Consider the following 15,497-nt stretch of genomic DNA (forward strand, 5'->3'; position numbering starts at 1 on the left):
CGTTATTGCAGACCCGTCCTGTCGATGATGCCACGGTTGCACCCCATTGCGACGGTATCGGCCGCCCGCATCAACTTACCCAGGTCGCTTTCCTGAGTTATCTTGCCTTTCATGCCGAGCCAGATCTCGTTGATCAAGGTACGGCTGCCGTCACTGGTGCACTTGATCAGAACCCTGTCTCCTGTGCCTTGGCCGAAAGATGTGTCAAAGGCTGCGCGGATATCGGCCCCTGTGATTTCGGCACCGACATTGTTGAAGAACAAGTCCCCGACAGCGGATTGATTGACGAGTTCAGTCAGGTAAAGCGTGTCATCATAATATTCATCAGCGCCACCTTCGCCCAGGAAACAGGTGCCGTGTTTTATCCATTCATGATGGTGCAGGAAACTGGCATATCCTGGCATGGCAGCTTGCAAGGCATCGGCGGTTTCGGTGTCGATCGCCGGAGCAGGGAGACGATCCCAGGTATCGGGCTTGTCCAGGTCTATGATGCTGGTCGGCACTCCGCAGTAAATGTTGTCCTTTGGCTGCGGCCACAGGCCGTGGATGGAGAGCTGGCGGGTCGTGTGCGGAAGAAGGCCATCGTTCAGGTCACGGCATTCCTTCTTGCCGGGTCGGAATTCACAAAACGCTGGCTGCCAGGAGAGGGTCAGAAGGTTGTCGACGGACTCTGTGCCTTCCTGCTCGATGACATCATCGGAACCGCCTGTTCCAGTGCCACCTGTCCGGGTATCGGCCTTGACCACGTGAATGCCGCAGTCCGCACTGACCCATCGAGCGGTTGATACGGGAGCGTTGTCCATCTGAACCTGGAAATAGTCTCCACCTTCCTTGTTCAACCCGAGCATCTTATAGGCCATATTGGGAGAGGTGGTGATGCTGCCCGGATTGGTCTGCCTGTTTTTGCTGTGATAGGCTTCGCAGGTTTCGAAGGCGATGAAATAGCCTTCCAATTTCTTGAACGCCGATGCCGGTGTCGTCACCAAAAAGCTGCCTGCGATCAATGCAATAAGAAAACGCATTGCCTACCTCCCAGAACCACTGGACGGACACCGCGAACAAATGCTCCTGGTGTCTTCTCGGGGGGAACGACCTAATCCTTGCCGTGTCACCATGTCGTTCTTATGACGAGAGCTGCGAATCCTGTTTGTGCTTTGCTTGGTTCCGGCGTAACAGCAGCCAATTTACTGTATTCGCTGGAGCTGGGGTCAGTCGCCACGGAACAGTTTTTTCAGCATGTCTGCCATCGGCCCGGATTTGGGCATGGCCGTTGGCTTAGGCTGACGGGCCTGCCGAATGTGGCTTTGCCCCTTTGGTTTTGCCGCAGGCCTGCCAGGGCGCTCGCCCGCTACTTCAGGTTTGCCCTTGCGCTGTGCTTTTTGCGGTTCCAGTGAAAGCGTCAGTTTGTTGGCAAATTGACTGTCCTGCCCGGTTGCGAGCAGATCGGCATGGTTCGCTATTTCCTCAAGAAGTGGTTCCAGCCAGTCCTGATCCGCCTTTGCAAAGTCACCAAGAACATAGTTCGATACCAGCTTCTTGTCGCCGGGGTGTCCGATGCCGAGACGAAGACGCCGGTAGTCCGGCCCGATATGCGCGGAGATGGAACGCAATCCATTGTGGCCACCGTGACCACCGCCTTTTTTCATGCGGAATTTGGCAGGCGGCAAGTCGAGCTCATCGTAGAGAACGACGATGTCTTCGGGTTGAAGCTTATAGAAGCGCATGGCTTCACCCACCGACCGACCGCTTTCGTTCATGTAGGTTGAAGGTTTTAACAGGAGAGCCTTGTCTGTTCCGAGGCGTCCTTCGGAAACCTGACCCTGAAACCGGGCGCGCCAGGGCTGAAAAGCCGAATGGCTGCGGTGAATTTCGTCCACGGCCATGAAACCGATGTTGTGCCGGTTTCCTGCGTATTTCGCACCTGGATTACCGAGACCGACGATCAGCTTCATAATGTGCCTTTCACGTCCGTTGTTGAAACGAAAAAGCAGCCCAACCGGCTGCTTTGAAGTCGTCCCCGAACTTGCTCCGTGATGGAGCGCCGGGGCAGGAGGCGGTGACCGCCTCCTTGTTGTTGTAACAGAAGTGAAGCTTATTCGCTTGCTTCTTCTTCGCCCTCTTCAGTGCCTTCTGCTTCTTCACCTTCGTCGGTTTCTTTCATGCCGGCCGGAGCCGCAATCGTTGCGATGGTGAAGTCGCGGTCGGTGATGGTCGGCTCAGCGCCTTCCGGCAGATCAACTGCGGAAATGTGCAGGCTGTCGCCCGGCTCAGCTTTGGCAAGATCCAAAACCAGCGCTTCAGGAATGCTGTCTGCAGGCACGTTCATTTCGACCGTGTGACGGACGATGTTCAAGACGCCGCCTTTTTTCAGGCCCGGGCAGTCTTCTTCATTGATGAACTGGACCGGAATTTCGACCGTGAGGGTCGCGCCTTTGGCAACACGCAGGAAGTCGACATGCAGGACGTCATCACGCACCGGGTGCAGCTGATAGTCCTTGGCGATAACCTGATGCTTTTCACCGTCGATGTTGATCGTGCCGATCTGCGCGGTAAAGCCACCCTTGTGCAGGGTAATGGTTGTTTCTTTTACCGGAATGGTGATCGGCAGTGCCGGTTTCTTGTCGCCGTAGATAACGGCGGGGAGAAGGCCTTCGCGACGCAGTGCCCGTGCGGCCCCCTTGCCCACCCGGTCCCGTGCCGACGCCTTCAGCTCATAGCTGGAAGCCATGGGAAACTCCTTGGTGTATTAAGAACGGATCGGCGAACCTTTGCGCCTTCAAAAGACTTTCAGTTGTTCGGGATCGATCCACATGCGCCTCCTCCAGGGGTGCAGGCGCGAGCGCGTACATACAGAAACACCCGCAATTACGCAAGTCTGCCGCTCCAATTTTGTTGTTTCAGGCGCCGAATTCGAGCGTTATTTCGTGTGGTCAATGTCCAGAGGCGACTGGTAGTGCTCCGTTCTATTTTGGAGGAAAGTAATTACTCAACTGAAAGGTTGACTGATTTTGGCGTCCGGACAAAACTGTCCAGAACAAAACGGGTGGAGCTGCCATGGCAATCGACGAGGACCTCAACAACAGGCTGCGTGATGCGCTTGCGGACAAAGGGGGACTTTCAGAAAAGAAGATGATGGGAGGCACGTGCTTCTTGCTCAATGGCCATATGGTGTGCGGTGCTGACCGCACAAAGGATGGAGAAAGTCGGTTTATGTTCCGGGTTGGGAAAGACAATCATGGAACAGCGGAAACGTTGCCCGGAGCGACACCAATGATGCAGGGAGGGCGTGTGATGAGTGGCCTGTTCTTTGTGGCAGAAGACGATGCGTCCGATGACATCCTTCGTGACTGGCTGGACCTTGCCGTCGCAAATGCAATGACGCTGAAACCCAAGTGATTTTTCTTTGTCTTAAGGATGTGGTTCACCCCTTAAGCCGACGGGATGTATCCTCCTGAAAAGCCGGATCGGCTTTTTTGGCAAACGCTTTTTGCCAGGGTTCGGCCAATTCAGGGAGCTCAGACAGGGCGCGTGCCATCTGCGGATCAACGCGTGGGCTGAACCTGGCATGAATTACTTCCTTCAGGTTCCATTCCGGGCAGGGGCGCTCGACCAGGATCAGCTCGTCACCCGCTTCAAATTGGCCTTCCTGCAAAACCCGGAAATACCATCCCGTCCGCGCGGTTTTCTGAAAATGGGCGGCCTGTGCCGGATTGCCGGTGTGCATGTTGAGCTTCCAGCACGGTTGGCGGGCCTGGGAGATCTGGACACGAACCGTGCCGGCGGCAAATACGTCGCCGAGGCAAAGCTCTGCTTCTGTAAATCCGTCCGACGCAATGTTCTCTCCGAAGCCTCCCGGTTTGAATATTTCCTGCCGGTCGGGAAATGTTTCCCGCCAATAAGCGTAATGCTCGGAAGGATAGATGTGCAGGGCTTTGTCTGGTCCACCGTGAACAGCACGGTCTGCCTGACTGTCCGTTAAGAGGCCTTCACGGCCGACCTGTTGCGGACCGGCGGTCAGTGTCTTTCGGATCGCGGATTGTTCCTTGTCCTGCCAAAGCTGTTCAGGCTTGCCGGTATAAATGCTGAGGATTTTCGCTTTCAAAGTCATGCACTTGCCTCATGTAGCAGCGTGTTCGTGGCAAATCTGGCCGGTTTCGACCGGCGACAGTCCAACCTCGAGCAGTTTGCAGTATCCACCTTTTTCAAGGTTCTCGTGATGTTTGCAGGTCCGGCAGAGCCCGAAGGACCGATTGCCTCTCTGAAGCAGCATTGCGCTCACGAGAGCCTTTAGTCCGGTCGCCAGCGCGGTTGATGTGTCTTTTGGCAGATCATCAATGACCTCGTCCATACCCGATGAAACATTCAGAAGGTCCAAACCGTCTTGCGCAACGTCATATCGGATGCTGCGTTTGTCGGCATCTGAACGGGTTTCATCAATCAGGTTCTTGCGTGCCAGCGCCTTGAGGGTCTGGGACGCCGTACCGCGCGTCGTCGCCAGATAGTCCGCCACATGCGAAGGCGCTCGCGAAAAGCGGTTGGCCCGAGCCAGATAGCTGAGCGCTGCAAATTGCGAAGGGTTCAACGGGCCGTTCCACTCTTCTGCCGCGCTCAAACGGGTCAGGCGATCGATCAGGTCTCGAATCTGTTGCGCTTCTGTGAAGTCAGTCATGAATCAATATGTAGCGAGTCGAAATTAAACTTGCAATAGTATCGACTCGCTATTAATTAGGTTCTGCCTTCAGAAAAGGAGATTGGCAAATGTTGAAGCAGATCCTTGGAAGTCTTTTGGTCGCTGGAATGCCGGCCGCATCTCTTGCGGGCGGGGACCACAGTCATCACGCACTCAATCAGGACGGAGCGATCCTCTCCCCGGAAAATGGGGAGACCGACCAAAACTATGACATCCTCGCCGCGCATGTGCACCGAAAGGGCCGTGTCGTCACTTTTCATATGACGCTTACGGGAAGCGCCGGGGCAACAGTACCTGAGAAGAATGGGGACTTGGCTGGTGCGCCTGTGCATTCCTACGTCTGGCCAACGTCACTTGAACCGGCGAGCGTCGGCTTTGAAGGTGGCAAAGGTATTCTGGCGTTGGCTGCAACGAGCCATCCTGATTTCGATGATACACCGCTCTTTGACGAAGATGGGGACGGTGATGTCGGCAATGACGGCGCGAAGTGGCATTCGCACTGGGTTGTACTGACTCCGAACGATGCGTGCGGGCCGGGCGCCTTGTCAGTTCAGGATATCCCGGATGGGGCCAATCCCAAAATGCCGGCAACCTGGCCGGGCCTTCCGCTTTATATCGACAGTCCCGGTTTTTCACCGGTTCTGGACGAACAGGAAATCACCATCAATGTTTCGTTCAGTGATGCATCAGTCGTCGATGGCCTGAAATATGACGGCGTGACTTCAGCGCTGAGGGTCAACCAGAGTATCCACGCATCACTGCTATGTGTTGTTGACGTGTTTGACGTTGCTTCTGGAGACTTGAGCCTGCCGGGCGAACTTGCAGATCACTAAGACCAGCTGTGCCGGAAAAAACCCGGCACAGCTCTCCAGATCAGTTCTCCGATGGTGCATAAGAGGCTGGATCGACGATGTCCGGACGACCCTTTAATGTCAGTTGCGATTGACGCGCTGGTGTTGTGGAAATGACTTTCCCGCCTTTGACCACTTTAAGCCGTGTCGCCTTGAGGCGGATTGCCTCGATTGCGTCGCGCGCCTGAAGCAATACGAAATCCGCCTTGCAGTCTTTTGCAATGCCATAGCCTTCAAGGCCCATGGCATTTGCCGGATGACTGGTAACGCAGTCGAAGCAATAGCGGATTGCTTCTCGGCTCGTCATTTGTGCGACGTGGAGCCCCATTGAAGCCACTTCGAGCATGTCGCCGGATCCCATGGAGTACCAGGGATCCATCACGCAATCATGACCGAAGGCCACATTGATGCCATAGGAGCGCATTTCCGGAACGCGGGTTTGGCCGCGGCGTTTCGGGTATGTGTCATGGCGGCCCTGGAGCGTGATGTTGATCAACGGGTTGGCAATGGCATGAACCTCAGCTTCGGCAATCAGCGGCAGAAGCTTGGAAACATAGTAGTTGTCCATCGAGTGCATCGACGTCAGGTGTGAGCCTGCGACACGTCCCTCCAGGCCAAGGCGTTGGGTTTCATAGGCAAGCGTTTCAATGTGACGAGACATGGGGTCGTCGGTCTCGTCGCAATGCATATCAACCATGAGGCCGCGTTCAGCCGCCACTTCGCAAAGCCTTCTGACAGACCGGGCGCCATCATCCATGGTGCGTTCAAAATGCGGAATACCACCGACGATGTCGACGCCCATATCAAGGGCTTTTAACAGGTTGGCCTCGGCATTCGGAGAGCGATAGAGACCGTCTTGCGGAAAAGCGACAAGCTGGAGGTCGATATAGTCCTTTACCTTGTCGCGAACCTCCAGCAACCCTTTGACGCCGGTCAGCCTGTCATCGCAGACATCGACATGTGTTCGAATGGCCAAAAGTCCTTGTGAGACGGCAAGGTCGCAGTAATTCAGGGCGCGTTCAATAACTGCGTCAACGGTCAGTATCTCCTTGAGCTCCCCCCAGAGCGCGATGCCTTCCAAGAGCGTTCCACTCTGGTTCATGCGCGGCAATCCCAGTGAGAGCGTCGCATCCATATGGAAGTGACTGTCCACGAACGGGGGTGAGACCAGTTTGCCATCAGCGTCGATGATGGTCTGGGCGTCTGCGGCAATGCCGGTTTCAACCGCTTCGATCCGACCATTGCGGCAAGCAATGTCCACGCTGGTTCGACCATCCGGCAGATTGGCGTTTTTTACGAGAAGGTCAAAGCTCATCGGGACACACCTCAGCGTTGGCCGCGGAAATAGGGAACAAGCAGCGCTCTCGGGTAGTCTGCCCGGCGGGCAACCACGATCAGCGCCGCGATCGACAGAAGATAGGGCATCATCAGGAAGACCTGACCGGGGATGAAACTGCCGACTTCCGTCTGGAGCCTGACTTGGAAGGCATCGAATGCTCCAAAGAGCAGTGCACCGATCAGCGCCTTGCCAGGGCGCCAGGAAGCGAAAACGGTGAGTGCGATACAGATCCAGCCGCGACCGTTGACCATGCCGAAGAAAAAGGCGTCAAAGGCGGACATCGTTAGGAAAGCACCTCCAAGTGCCATGATGGCGGATCCGGCGACGACTGTTCCGATGCGGATCGCATAGACAGAAAGGCCTTGAGACTCAACGGCGGAAGGATTGTCGCCAACGGCTCGGATCGCCAGTCCCAGCGGGGTCCTGTAGAGAACATATGCTGTTGCCACAACAAGAAAGAGGGCGAGAAACGTCAGCGGTGTCTGCTGAAAGAGCGCCGGACCGATGAATGGCAATTCGCTGAGGACAGGAATGTCGAGTGGCTGAAAAGCGTCGATGCGTGGCGGCGAGGAGACGTCAGGCAGGGCCGTGCGATAGATGAAATAACTGAGCGAGGTCGCAAAGAGCGTTACACCGATCCCCGATACATGCTGCGACAAGCCGAGTGGCACTGTCAGGATCGCGTGAATCAGCCCGAAGAGTGCCCCCGCGCATGCCGCAACGAAGACACCACCCCACAAGCCGGCCCCAAGCCAGACGGCCATCCAGCCTGCCATTGCGCCTGCAGTAAAGATGCCTTCGATACCTAGATTAAGAACCCCGGCACGCTCGCAAATCAGTGCCCCGATCACGCCGAAGATCAAAGGCGTAGCGATGCGCAGCGCCGCCGCCCAGAAATTGGCAGACAGTAGAATGTCCAAGATCTCTGTCATTTTGCTGTCTCCTTTGCAGACGGGGCACCAACAAAGCGGATCTTGAACCTCAAGAACAGTCCAGCCACCAGGACGCAGAGCAGAGACATTGCGACCATCAAGTCCGCCAGATAATTGGAAACACCCGTTGCGCGGGACATGGAATCCGCGCCGACGAAAATGCTGGCGATAAAGAGGGCTGCGATGATCACGCCGACGGGAGATAGGCCAGCCAGCATGGCCACGACAATTCCCGAATACCCGAAACCGGGAGACAAGTCCGCCGTCAGATACCCTTTCAGTCCTGCAACTTCACCGACGCCCGCAAGACCAGCCAGAGCACCGGAAATCAGCCCAACCCGCACGAAGGTAGCGGTGACGGGAATACCGGAATGGCGCGCTGCCGCAGCATTTTCACCAACTGCGCGGATTTCGAAACCCCAGACCGTGCGCTTTAGCAGAAAGTAGACACCGAGCGAGGCGACGAGCGCAATGATCAGGCCCCAATGGATGCGCATTCTGGCCATCAGTTTGGGCAACGCAGCTTCATCAAGGATGGGTTCCGATTGTGGCCAGCCCATTCCCATCGGGTCTTTCATCGGGCCTTCCAGCATCATCTGGACAAAAAGCAGGATGATGAAGTTCAAGAGGAGCGTGGTGACCACTTCATCGACACCAAGGCGGGTTTTCAAAAGCGTTGGGCCGAGCATGACAAGTCCGCCCGCCAGGGCCCCGGCCAGAATGACCAGGGGAATGAGAAACAACGAAGGGCCTCCAAAGACTCCCGTGCCGACAGCAACTGCGGCTAGAGCACCCGCATAGAGCTGGCCTTCAGCGCCAATGTTCCAGAGTTTTGCCCGGAAGGCGACGGCGGCTGCCAGACCGGTCAGGATCAGGGGCGTGGCGCGCGTAAGCATCTCGGTGAAGGCGAACATTGATCCGAAAGCGCCCTTGACCATCAGGCCGTAGGCACCAAAGACGGACAGGCCGGCGAACGCCATGGGTATGGCTGCCAGCAACAAGGCTGCCACTGCAGCAGCAACGGATACAAGGAGCACCCTTGAAACGGGAACCGGGCCTCTGGGTTCAAAGCGGATCATGCGGCTTCTTCTCCATCATGGCCCGCCATCCGCAAGCCGAGTGTGCTCCGGTCGAGCGTTTCAGTCCGGTCAGCTTCCGACAGCTTTCCGCGATGGATCACGGCAATGCGGTCCGAAAGACGCATCAGTTCATCCAGGTCTTCGGAGATCAGAATGACGCCAGCGCCTCTATCGCGAGCCGCAAGAAGACGTTTGTGCACGTCAGATGTCGCTCCGACATCAAGGCCGCGGGACGGCTGAGCCGCGAGGACGACCTTTGGCACTGTTTCCAATGTGCGGGCCAGAACAATCTTCTGGATGTTTCCCCCCGAAAGCAGCCGTGCCGGACTGTCTTCGCTCTGGCACCGGATGTCATAGGCCTTGATCAGGCTGCGGGCGCGCTCGCGGATCGCGGCAAAACGCAACAGACCAAAGCGCTGGTTCTCTGGTTTGCGAATGGATTCAATTGCCAGGTTTTCCGAAACACTCATTGCGCCAACAATGCCGTCATGATGTCGATCTTCGGGAATGCGGGCGAGGCCGATATCGATCATCTTGCGCGCGTCAACATGAGTGAGCGGCTGGTCCTCCAGAAGCATTTCGCCAGAAATCACCGGTTCCAGTCCGGAAATGACTTTGGCAAAAGTTGTCTGACCATTTCCGGATACGCCTGCAATTCCGAGGATCTCACCCGATTTCAGGTCGAGATTCACATCTTGCAGCGCATCACGACCGTGACCGGCGAAGATCCTCTTGAGGACGAACAGCGATCCTCCGGCATCCTTTTCGGTCCGAATGGTTTCAACAATTTCGTGCCCGACCATGAGTTCGGCCAGTTTGCGCTGATCACAGTTTGCTGTCGGTAGATCGGCAACCTTGCAGCCGCCTCTCAAGACAGCGACGCGGTGGGACGATGCGATCACTTCCGCAAGCTTGTGGGAAATGAAAATGATGCCGAGACCGTCTTCAGCAAGCGTCTTCAACGTTGCGAACAAGGTTTCCGATTCTTGCGGTGTCAGGACCGCTGTCGGTTCATCGAGGACAAGCACGCGCGCATCTCGGTAAAGAGCCTTCAAGATTTCAACACGCTGCTTTTCACCGACGGACAGTTGGGAAATGCGGGCATCCAGCGACACCGTCAACCCGGATCGCGTCATCAGGTCTTCGAGTTTCGCACGTGCCGGTGCACGCGCGGTGGAAAGTGTCGCGAGGCTTTGCGTTCCCAGAAGGATATTGTCGAGAGCACTCAGGTTCTCAGCCAGCGTGAAGTGCTGGTGCACCATGCCGATACCGGCCTTAAGCGCTGCGTGGGGAGAGCCTGGCTCGAGCTCTGTGAGACCGCCATCTCCGGAGCTGACCAGCACCTGTCCTTCATCGGCAACATAGTGGCCGAAGAGTATGTTCATCAGCGTGGTCTTTCCGGCGCCGTTCTCGCCCAGAAGCGCAAGAATTTCACCGCTGCGAAGATCAAGCGAAACTTCGCCGTTCGCCGTCAGCGCTCCAAACCGTTTGGTGATGCCGTCCAACCGCAGGACGAGCGCAGCCTCCTGTGCAGGTGCGGTCATGCAGAGCTCCGGAATAAGAAATGTGGGCCACCGCCATCGGGCGGGACGGGGAAGGGCCGGCGACCGAATGATCGCCGGCAATCACCATTACATGGTGGATTTCGGTTCGGTGTCGTTCACGTTCACACGGAACAGCCCGTCCAGGATTTCCTGCTCTTTTTCTTTCGCAGCTGCAACGGCATCGGCCGGTGCAAGGCTCTCGTCGACAATGAAGCTGCCGCCGCCATAAGACATGAAGCTGAAGGGACCGTAGTCCGCCGGTTCAAAGCTGTCGTCAACAACGGCTCCGATTGCGCGGTCAATGGTTGGCTCCATATGCCACAAAGCGGATGAAAGAATTGTGCCGGGGTAGTCACCGGACGTATCGATCACGTTGCCGATTGCAAGAAGGCCTTTTTCCTTGGCCGCGTCGGACACACCGAAGCGCTCTGCGTAAAGAATGTCAGCGCCCTTGTCGATCATGGCAAACGCGGACTCTTTCGCCTTTGGCGGATCGTACCAGGAGTTGATGAAGGTTACGAGAAACTTCACATCGGGATTGACCGCTGTAGCGCCATCCATGAAGGCATGCATCAACCGGTTGACCTCCGGAATTGCAAAGCCGCCGACCATACCGATGACGTTGGATTTGGTTGTGGCACCGGCAATCATGCCCGACAGATAGCTCGGCTCATGGATCCAGTTGTCGAAAACGGCAAAGTTCGGCTGCGCCGGACCGAAGGACGAGCCCATCAGAAAGGCCGTTTCAGGATATTCGGCAGCCACTTTTCGGGCCGCACGTTCAACCGCGAACGCTTCGCCAACGACAAGGTCCATGCCTTGTTCGGCATATTCGCGCATAACGCGTTCATAGTCGGTGTTGGCGACGTTTTCTGAGAACGTGTAGGTGATCTCGCCGCGTTCCTGGGCAGCTTTCAGCGCCTTGTCGATGCGGCTGACCCATTGTTGTTCAACGGGAACAGTGTAGATGGCCGCGACCTTGATCGGATCTGCAGCTTCTGCCGGTGAATACAAAAAGCCTGCGGCCACTGTGACCGACAAGGCAGCCGACAGGAGGGCCCTGCGGGCCTTCGAAAATGGTTTTGAAGTGAGCATTTGAGTCCCCTGGAAGGTATTTTTGCGGAAAAAGTTGATCACAAAATATGCGTGCCCACAAGCTGTGCAGCGCGCTAGAGCGATATTTTTTGATCAATTGGGAAAATTTTTGCCGATTTGGAATTCAGACACGTCAGGAGCAACTTGAATTTCAGGCAACAAAAAACGCCGGACAAGCCGGCGTTCTTTCAAGGTGACGATACAGTCGGACTTAGTTGAACAGACTGGATACCGATTTTTCGAGCGCCGTACGGTTGATTGCCTCGCCCATGAGGGGAGCAATCGAGATGGCCCGAATGTTGGAGGCCGCTGTGATTGCAGCTGTCGGCTCGATTGAATTGGTGATGACCAGCTCTTTGAGTTTAGAAGACGCAACACGCGCAACGGCACCACCGGACAAGACCCCGTGGGTGATATAGGCCGTCACCGACTTTGCACCTTTTGCAAGCAACGCTTCCGCAGCATTGCAAAGGGTGCCGCCGCTGTCGACGATGTCGTCGACAAGAATACAGTCATAACCATTTACTTCGCCGATGATGTTCATGACTTCTGATTCTCCAGGCTTGTCGCGTCTCTTGTCGACGATGGAGAGAGGAGCCTCGATACGTTTGGCGAGGGCGCGGGCACGGACCACACCGCCGACATCCGGTGACACCACCATGACGTTGTCGGTGGCATAACGTTCCTTGATGTCGCGCGTCATAACCGGAGCAGCAAACAGGTTGTCGGTCGGTATATCGAAAAAACCCTGGATCTGTCCGGCGTGGAGATCCAGGGTTAGAACGCGGTCAGCACCTGCTTCGGTGATGAGGTTTGCCACAAGCTTCGCCGAGATCGGCGTTCGGCCGGAAGCTCGGCGGTCCTGCCGGGCGTAGCCGAAATAAGGGATCACCGCGGTGATACGACGTGCGGAGGAACGGCGTAGCGCATCGATGATGATGAGCAGTTCCATAAGGTGGTCGTTCGCCGGGTAGCTGGTTGGCTGCAGGACGAAGACATCTTCGCCACGCACGTTTTCTTGAATTTCAACGAAGATTTCCTGGTCGGCAAATCGCCGGACCTGGCATTTGGCCAGAGGTACATCCAGGTAAGTGGAGATTTCCTCCGCCAGGGCTCGGTTCGAATTGCCCGCGACGATCTTCATGAGCCGCAAGTCCTTCTGGTGCGACACCGTGTTTCAAGAGGAAGCCCCTGAAAGGCACGGAAATGGACTAGATCTTATCGAGTTGCCGGACGCCGCAAGATCTGCAGGAGATCCTTCGGCAGGCGGCGGCGTTTTAGCAATCAACCACCTGGACCACAACCGCCGTAAGGGGCAGAACACCTGTTTTTTTTAAAATATGTGACGTACGGCGTTAATTACCCGGCTAACCGTTTCATTATCGGTTGAGCCAGGCCTTTATTTCTACCATCGAGCGATTTGCGATACGCGATAATGTCCCCGAATTGACCGACTGCCAGGGATCACCGGATGCGCCGCCGGTGGATTCGGTGCCTGAGATTCGATTGAGTCGGCGTCCGGACCCGTCGACGATATCAAAAACGTAGAATACGGTTCCCGTTGAGGGTTGTCCGGTGGCGGACAGATAGCCGTTCACGCGATAAGTTGCGCTGGCACCAACGCGCCTTACCAGAGTGATGCCTTGTTTGCGTGCTTCCGCTCCGATGAATTCGGACAGTTCGTCAGCAATATTGCCGGGTGCTCCGGTAAAGGGTTCAAAGGCAAATGTGACGCCTTGGGCCTCGTCAGAAGGACCAGACAGAGATGGCGCGGGTGCGGCTGACGTGATTGAGGTCGGGGGTTGCGGCGAGGCTTGGCAGGCGGCCAAAAGACCTGCGACCAGAAAGCCGGCGATCAAGCGCAGAGGAAAAACAGAAGTCTGATTGAAAAAACGGACCATGGAGATGCCTGGCACTCTTTGTCAATTTACCGTGGATGCGGGCCCTTCACGAGAATCGCAAAGAAAGAACCGGGCCGCAGATTTGCCCTTGGTTTAGCCTGACTTGACCGGCAGGTCGAGAGGCAGCGTGGATAAGCTTTCCGGAGCGTCCTGTGTTGTCAGGTAGGTCTGACCAAGGGTCATGGCTGTTCCGGATATGGAATCCATCAAGATCATGTGCATGAAGATCACCATGTTCTCTTTGACTTCGGCCGGATTGGCCTTGTAGGCCATGGGCGTATCCATCCAGCTCGGCGTGAACCTTGCCCCCAGGGAATAGCCACAGGCATTGAGCCTGTGCGGCATCATGCCGTGGCTGTCGATCCGTTCCGCATGAGCGTCAAAGACATCACCGAAAGTCCGACCCGGAACGAGTTGCGTTTCGACCGCAGCCAACGCTTCGCGTGCGGCAAGATACATCTCTTGGTGCCGGTCGCTCGGTGTTCCGATAACCACGGTGCGCATCAGGGCAGCGTGATAGTGTCGATAGCTACCAGCCCATTCAAGCGTGATCTGATCCTGGGCTTCAAGTACACGGCGACCCGCCTTGTAGCGGCAGAGCAGGGCGTCCCGACCCGACCCGATAATGAACTCGTTGCCTGGATAGTCGCCTCCACCTTCGAAGATTGTGGCCTGCATGGCGGCCAGGACGCGGCCCTCGTCAGCGCCCGGCCGAATTTCGTCGAGGCCGGCCAGGTATGCCTTGTCGGCCAGCTCGGCGGCTTTACGGACATAGACGATCTCTTCCTGGCTCTTGACCGAACGCAATTCGGGTATCAACGGGGACGCATCACGAATGTCTGCAAAGGTGGACAGTTCTTCGTTTATCTGAAGTGCAATCTTGCCGGTCATTCCGTGCGTGTCGTACTCGATACCGATGCGGCTTCCCAGAAGGTCCATGTCAAACAGCATTTCCTTCAGCTGCGACACTGGACTTGCCGAACCCCGGTCAATCCAGATCCGGATATCGGGAATGTTGGACGTGTGTTTGGCCTGCCGTTCGTCGGCTGAACGTGTCAGAAGCACCATTCGGTTGTCACTCGTAACGACGAGGCACTGGAAGAAACAATAGCCGAAGGTGTCGTAACCGGTGAGCCAGTACATGCTCTCTTGCGCGAACAAAAGCATCGCGTCGAGCTTCTCCGCCTCCATTGTCGCGTGAAGTTTCGCAAGACGTGATTTGAATTCTTCGTCGGAAAAATGAAGTGCCATGAGCCTTTGTCCAATTTATCGCGTCAGAACGATTGCACTGATCTGGCGGCCGTAGTCCGGTTCCCCACGATGTGTTGTGCGGCGGTAGGAATAGAATCTGTCTTCGTCGGCATAGGTGCAAAGGCCCATATTGGCCACCTTTGCAAGGCCGAGCCCATGGAGCGTGTCGCCGATATAGGCCGGCAGGTCGAACATGAAGTGACCGGCTTTCTCAGATGGTAAGAAATAGATTTCGTTCGCCGGGTTTGCTTCAAGGAAGCGCTGTTGGAACTCCGGTCCGACTTCATATGCCGATTGTGAAATGGCAGGTCCGAGTACGGCGGTGATGCCGGACGGCGAAGCGCCGAGATCCACCATGGCAGACACAGTGTTTTGCAGAACGCCGGTAACAGCACCCTTCCAGCCCGAGTGGGCAGCGCCAACAACCCGGGCCTTCGGGTCGGCGAAAAGGATTGGGCCACAGTCAGCCGTCGATATGCCGATTGCCAGGCCGGGCGTGCTTGTGACCAGGGCATCCGCCCTGCGGTCCATGCCGTCTTGCCAAGGTGTTGTTACTGCAATCACGTCCGGGGAGTGGATTTGATAGGGAGCGAGCAAGTTGGCGGTATCGACGTTCATTTCCGCAGCTACACGACGTCGGTTTTCAAGAACGCTGTCACGGTCGTCATCAGAGCCGAGGCCGATGTTGAGACTATCATAAATGCCGCCTGAAACACCGCCTTGCCGCGTGAAGAACCCGTGGTTCAACCCTTCCAGCTGCAATTCCGCTGCCTCAAGTCTCATGCTTTGCTCCGGTGTGGGATAGATTCGAATTC

At 56.3% G+C, this 15,497-nt stretch carries 16 protein-coding genes; 2 read left to right on the top strand and 14 right to left on the bottom strand.

The window, feature by feature from the left end; genetic code table 11:
* Window positions 1–2 precede the first annotated feature (2 nt).
* The 3 genes from FIV00_RS09595 to FIV00_RS09605 form a co-directional block, all read right to left on the bottom strand.
* A complete protein-coding gene (locus tag FIV00_RS09595; RefSeq protein ID WP_152500544.1) occupies window positions 3–1,022 on the bottom strand; it encodes a ribonuclease T in 1,020 nt (339 codons plus the stop codon).
* A gap of 186 nt (window positions 1,023–1,208) precedes the next feature.
* Window positions 1,209–1,952: an aminoacyl-tRNA hydrolase gene (gene pth / locus FIV00_RS09600; RefSeq protein ID WP_152500545.1), complete on the bottom strand. Its 744-nt coding sequence runs from the start codon at window positions 1,950–1,952 to the stop codon at window positions 1,209–1,211.
* A 140-nt stretch (window positions 1,953–2,092) separates the two neighbouring features.
* Window positions 2,093–2,728, bottom strand: a complete 636-nt coding sequence (locus tag FIV00_RS09605; protein ID WP_152500546.1) for a 50S ribosomal protein L25/general stress protein Ctc — start codon at window positions 2,726–2,728, stop codon at window positions 2,093–2,095.
* A 326-nt stretch (window positions 2,729–3,054) separates the two neighbouring features.
* Between FIV00_RS09605 and FIV00_RS09610 the strand changes: the two genes are divergently transcribed.
* Window positions 3,055–3,396 (top strand): TfoX/Sxy family protein, encoded by a 342-nt coding sequence (locus FIV00_RS09610; RefSeq protein ID WP_152500547.1) that lies wholly within the window; start codon window positions 3,055–3,057, stop codon window positions 3,394–3,396.
* Window positions 3,397–3,421: 25 nt separating this feature from the next.
* Here FIV00_RS09610 and FIV00_RS09615 read toward each other — a convergent pair whose 3' ends face one another.
* Window positions 3,422–4,108: an MOSC domain-containing protein gene (locus tag FIV00_RS09615; RefSeq protein ID WP_152500548.1), complete on the bottom strand. Its 687-nt coding sequence runs from the start codon at window positions 4,106–4,108 to the stop codon at window positions 3,422–3,424.
* Between the two features lie 9 nt (window positions 4,109–4,117).
* Window positions 4,118–4,669, bottom strand: coding sequence for a MarR family winged helix-turn-helix transcriptional regulator (locus tag FIV00_RS09620; protein WP_152500549.1), 552 nt, complete (start codon window positions 4,667–4,669; stop codon window positions 4,118–4,120).
* An 89-nt stretch (window positions 4,670–4,758) separates the two neighbouring features.
* Between FIV00_RS09620 and FIV00_RS09625 the strand changes: the two genes are divergently transcribed.
* A complete protein-coding gene (locus FIV00_RS09625) occupies window positions 4,759–5,523 on the top strand; it encodes a hypothetical protein (RefSeq protein WP_152500550.1) in 765 nt (254 codons plus the stop codon).
* A 40-nt stretch (window positions 5,524–5,563) separates the two neighbouring features.
* Here FIV00_RS09625 and FIV00_RS09630 read toward each other — a convergent pair whose 3' ends face one another.
* The 9 genes from FIV00_RS09630 to pgeF form a co-directional block, all read right to left on the bottom strand.
* On the bottom strand, window positions 5,564–6,856 hold the full coding sequence (locus FIV00_RS09630; protein WP_152500551.1) for an amidohydrolase family protein: 1,293 nt from the start codon (window positions 6,854–6,856) through the stop codon (window positions 5,564–5,566).
* An 11-nt stretch (window positions 6,857–6,867) separates the two neighbouring features.
* Window positions 6,868–7,812, bottom strand: coding sequence for an ABC transporter permease (locus tag FIV00_RS09635; RefSeq protein WP_152500552.1), 945 nt, complete (start codon window positions 7,810–7,812; stop codon window positions 6,868–6,870).
* The gene (locus FIV00_RS09640) at window positions 7,809–8,891 is read right to left on the bottom strand and encodes an ABC transporter permease (RefSeq protein ID WP_152500553.1); all 1,083 of its coding nucleotides are present in this window, start codon (window positions 8,889–8,891) and stop codon (window positions 7,809–7,811) included. Before FIV00_RS09640 ends, FIV00_RS09635 begins: the two co-directional genes overlap by 4 nt.
* Window positions 8,888–10,435: an ABC transporter ATP-binding protein gene (locus FIV00_RS09645; protein WP_152500554.1), complete on the bottom strand. Its 1,548-nt coding sequence runs from the start codon at window positions 10,433–10,435 to the stop codon at window positions 8,888–8,890. Before FIV00_RS09645 ends, FIV00_RS09640 begins: the two co-directional genes overlap by 4 nt.
* Before the next feature lie 87 nt (window positions 10,436–10,522).
* Entirely contained in the window at window positions 10,523–11,530 is a 1,008-nt protein-coding gene (locus FIV00_RS09650; RefSeq protein WP_152500555.1) for a BMP family protein, read from the bottom strand.
* 211 nt (window positions 11,531–11,741) lie between these two features.
* Window positions 11,742–12,674 (bottom strand): ribose-phosphate pyrophosphokinase, encoded by a 933-nt coding sequence (locus FIV00_RS09655; protein WP_152500556.1) that lies wholly within the window; start codon window positions 12,672–12,674, stop codon window positions 11,742–11,744.
* Between the two features lie 235 nt (window positions 12,675–12,909).
* Window positions 12,910–13,431 (bottom strand): hypothetical protein, encoded by a 522-nt coding sequence (locus FIV00_RS09660; RefSeq protein WP_152500557.1) that lies wholly within the window; start codon window positions 13,429–13,431, stop codon window positions 12,910–12,912.
* Between the two features lie 93 nt (window positions 13,432–13,524).
* Window positions 13,525–14,682: a Xaa-Pro peptidase family protein gene (locus FIV00_RS09665; protein WP_152500558.1), complete on the bottom strand. Its 1,158-nt coding sequence runs from the start codon at window positions 14,680–14,682 to the stop codon at window positions 13,525–13,527.
* Between the two features lie 15 nt (window positions 14,683–14,697).
* Window positions 14,698–15,465, bottom strand: a complete 768-nt coding sequence (pgeF, locus tag FIV00_RS09670) for a peptidoglycan editing factor PgeF (RefSeq protein ID WP_152500559.1) — start codon at window positions 15,463–15,465, stop codon at window positions 14,698–14,700.
* Window positions 15,466–15,497 lie beyond the last annotated feature (32 nt).

The sequence above is a fragment of the Labrenzia sp. THAF82 genome, from assembly GCF_009363435.1.
Taxonomy (GTDB): domain Bacteria; phylum Pseudomonadota; class Alphaproteobacteria; order Rhizobiales; family Stappiaceae; genus Roseibium; species Roseibium porphyridii.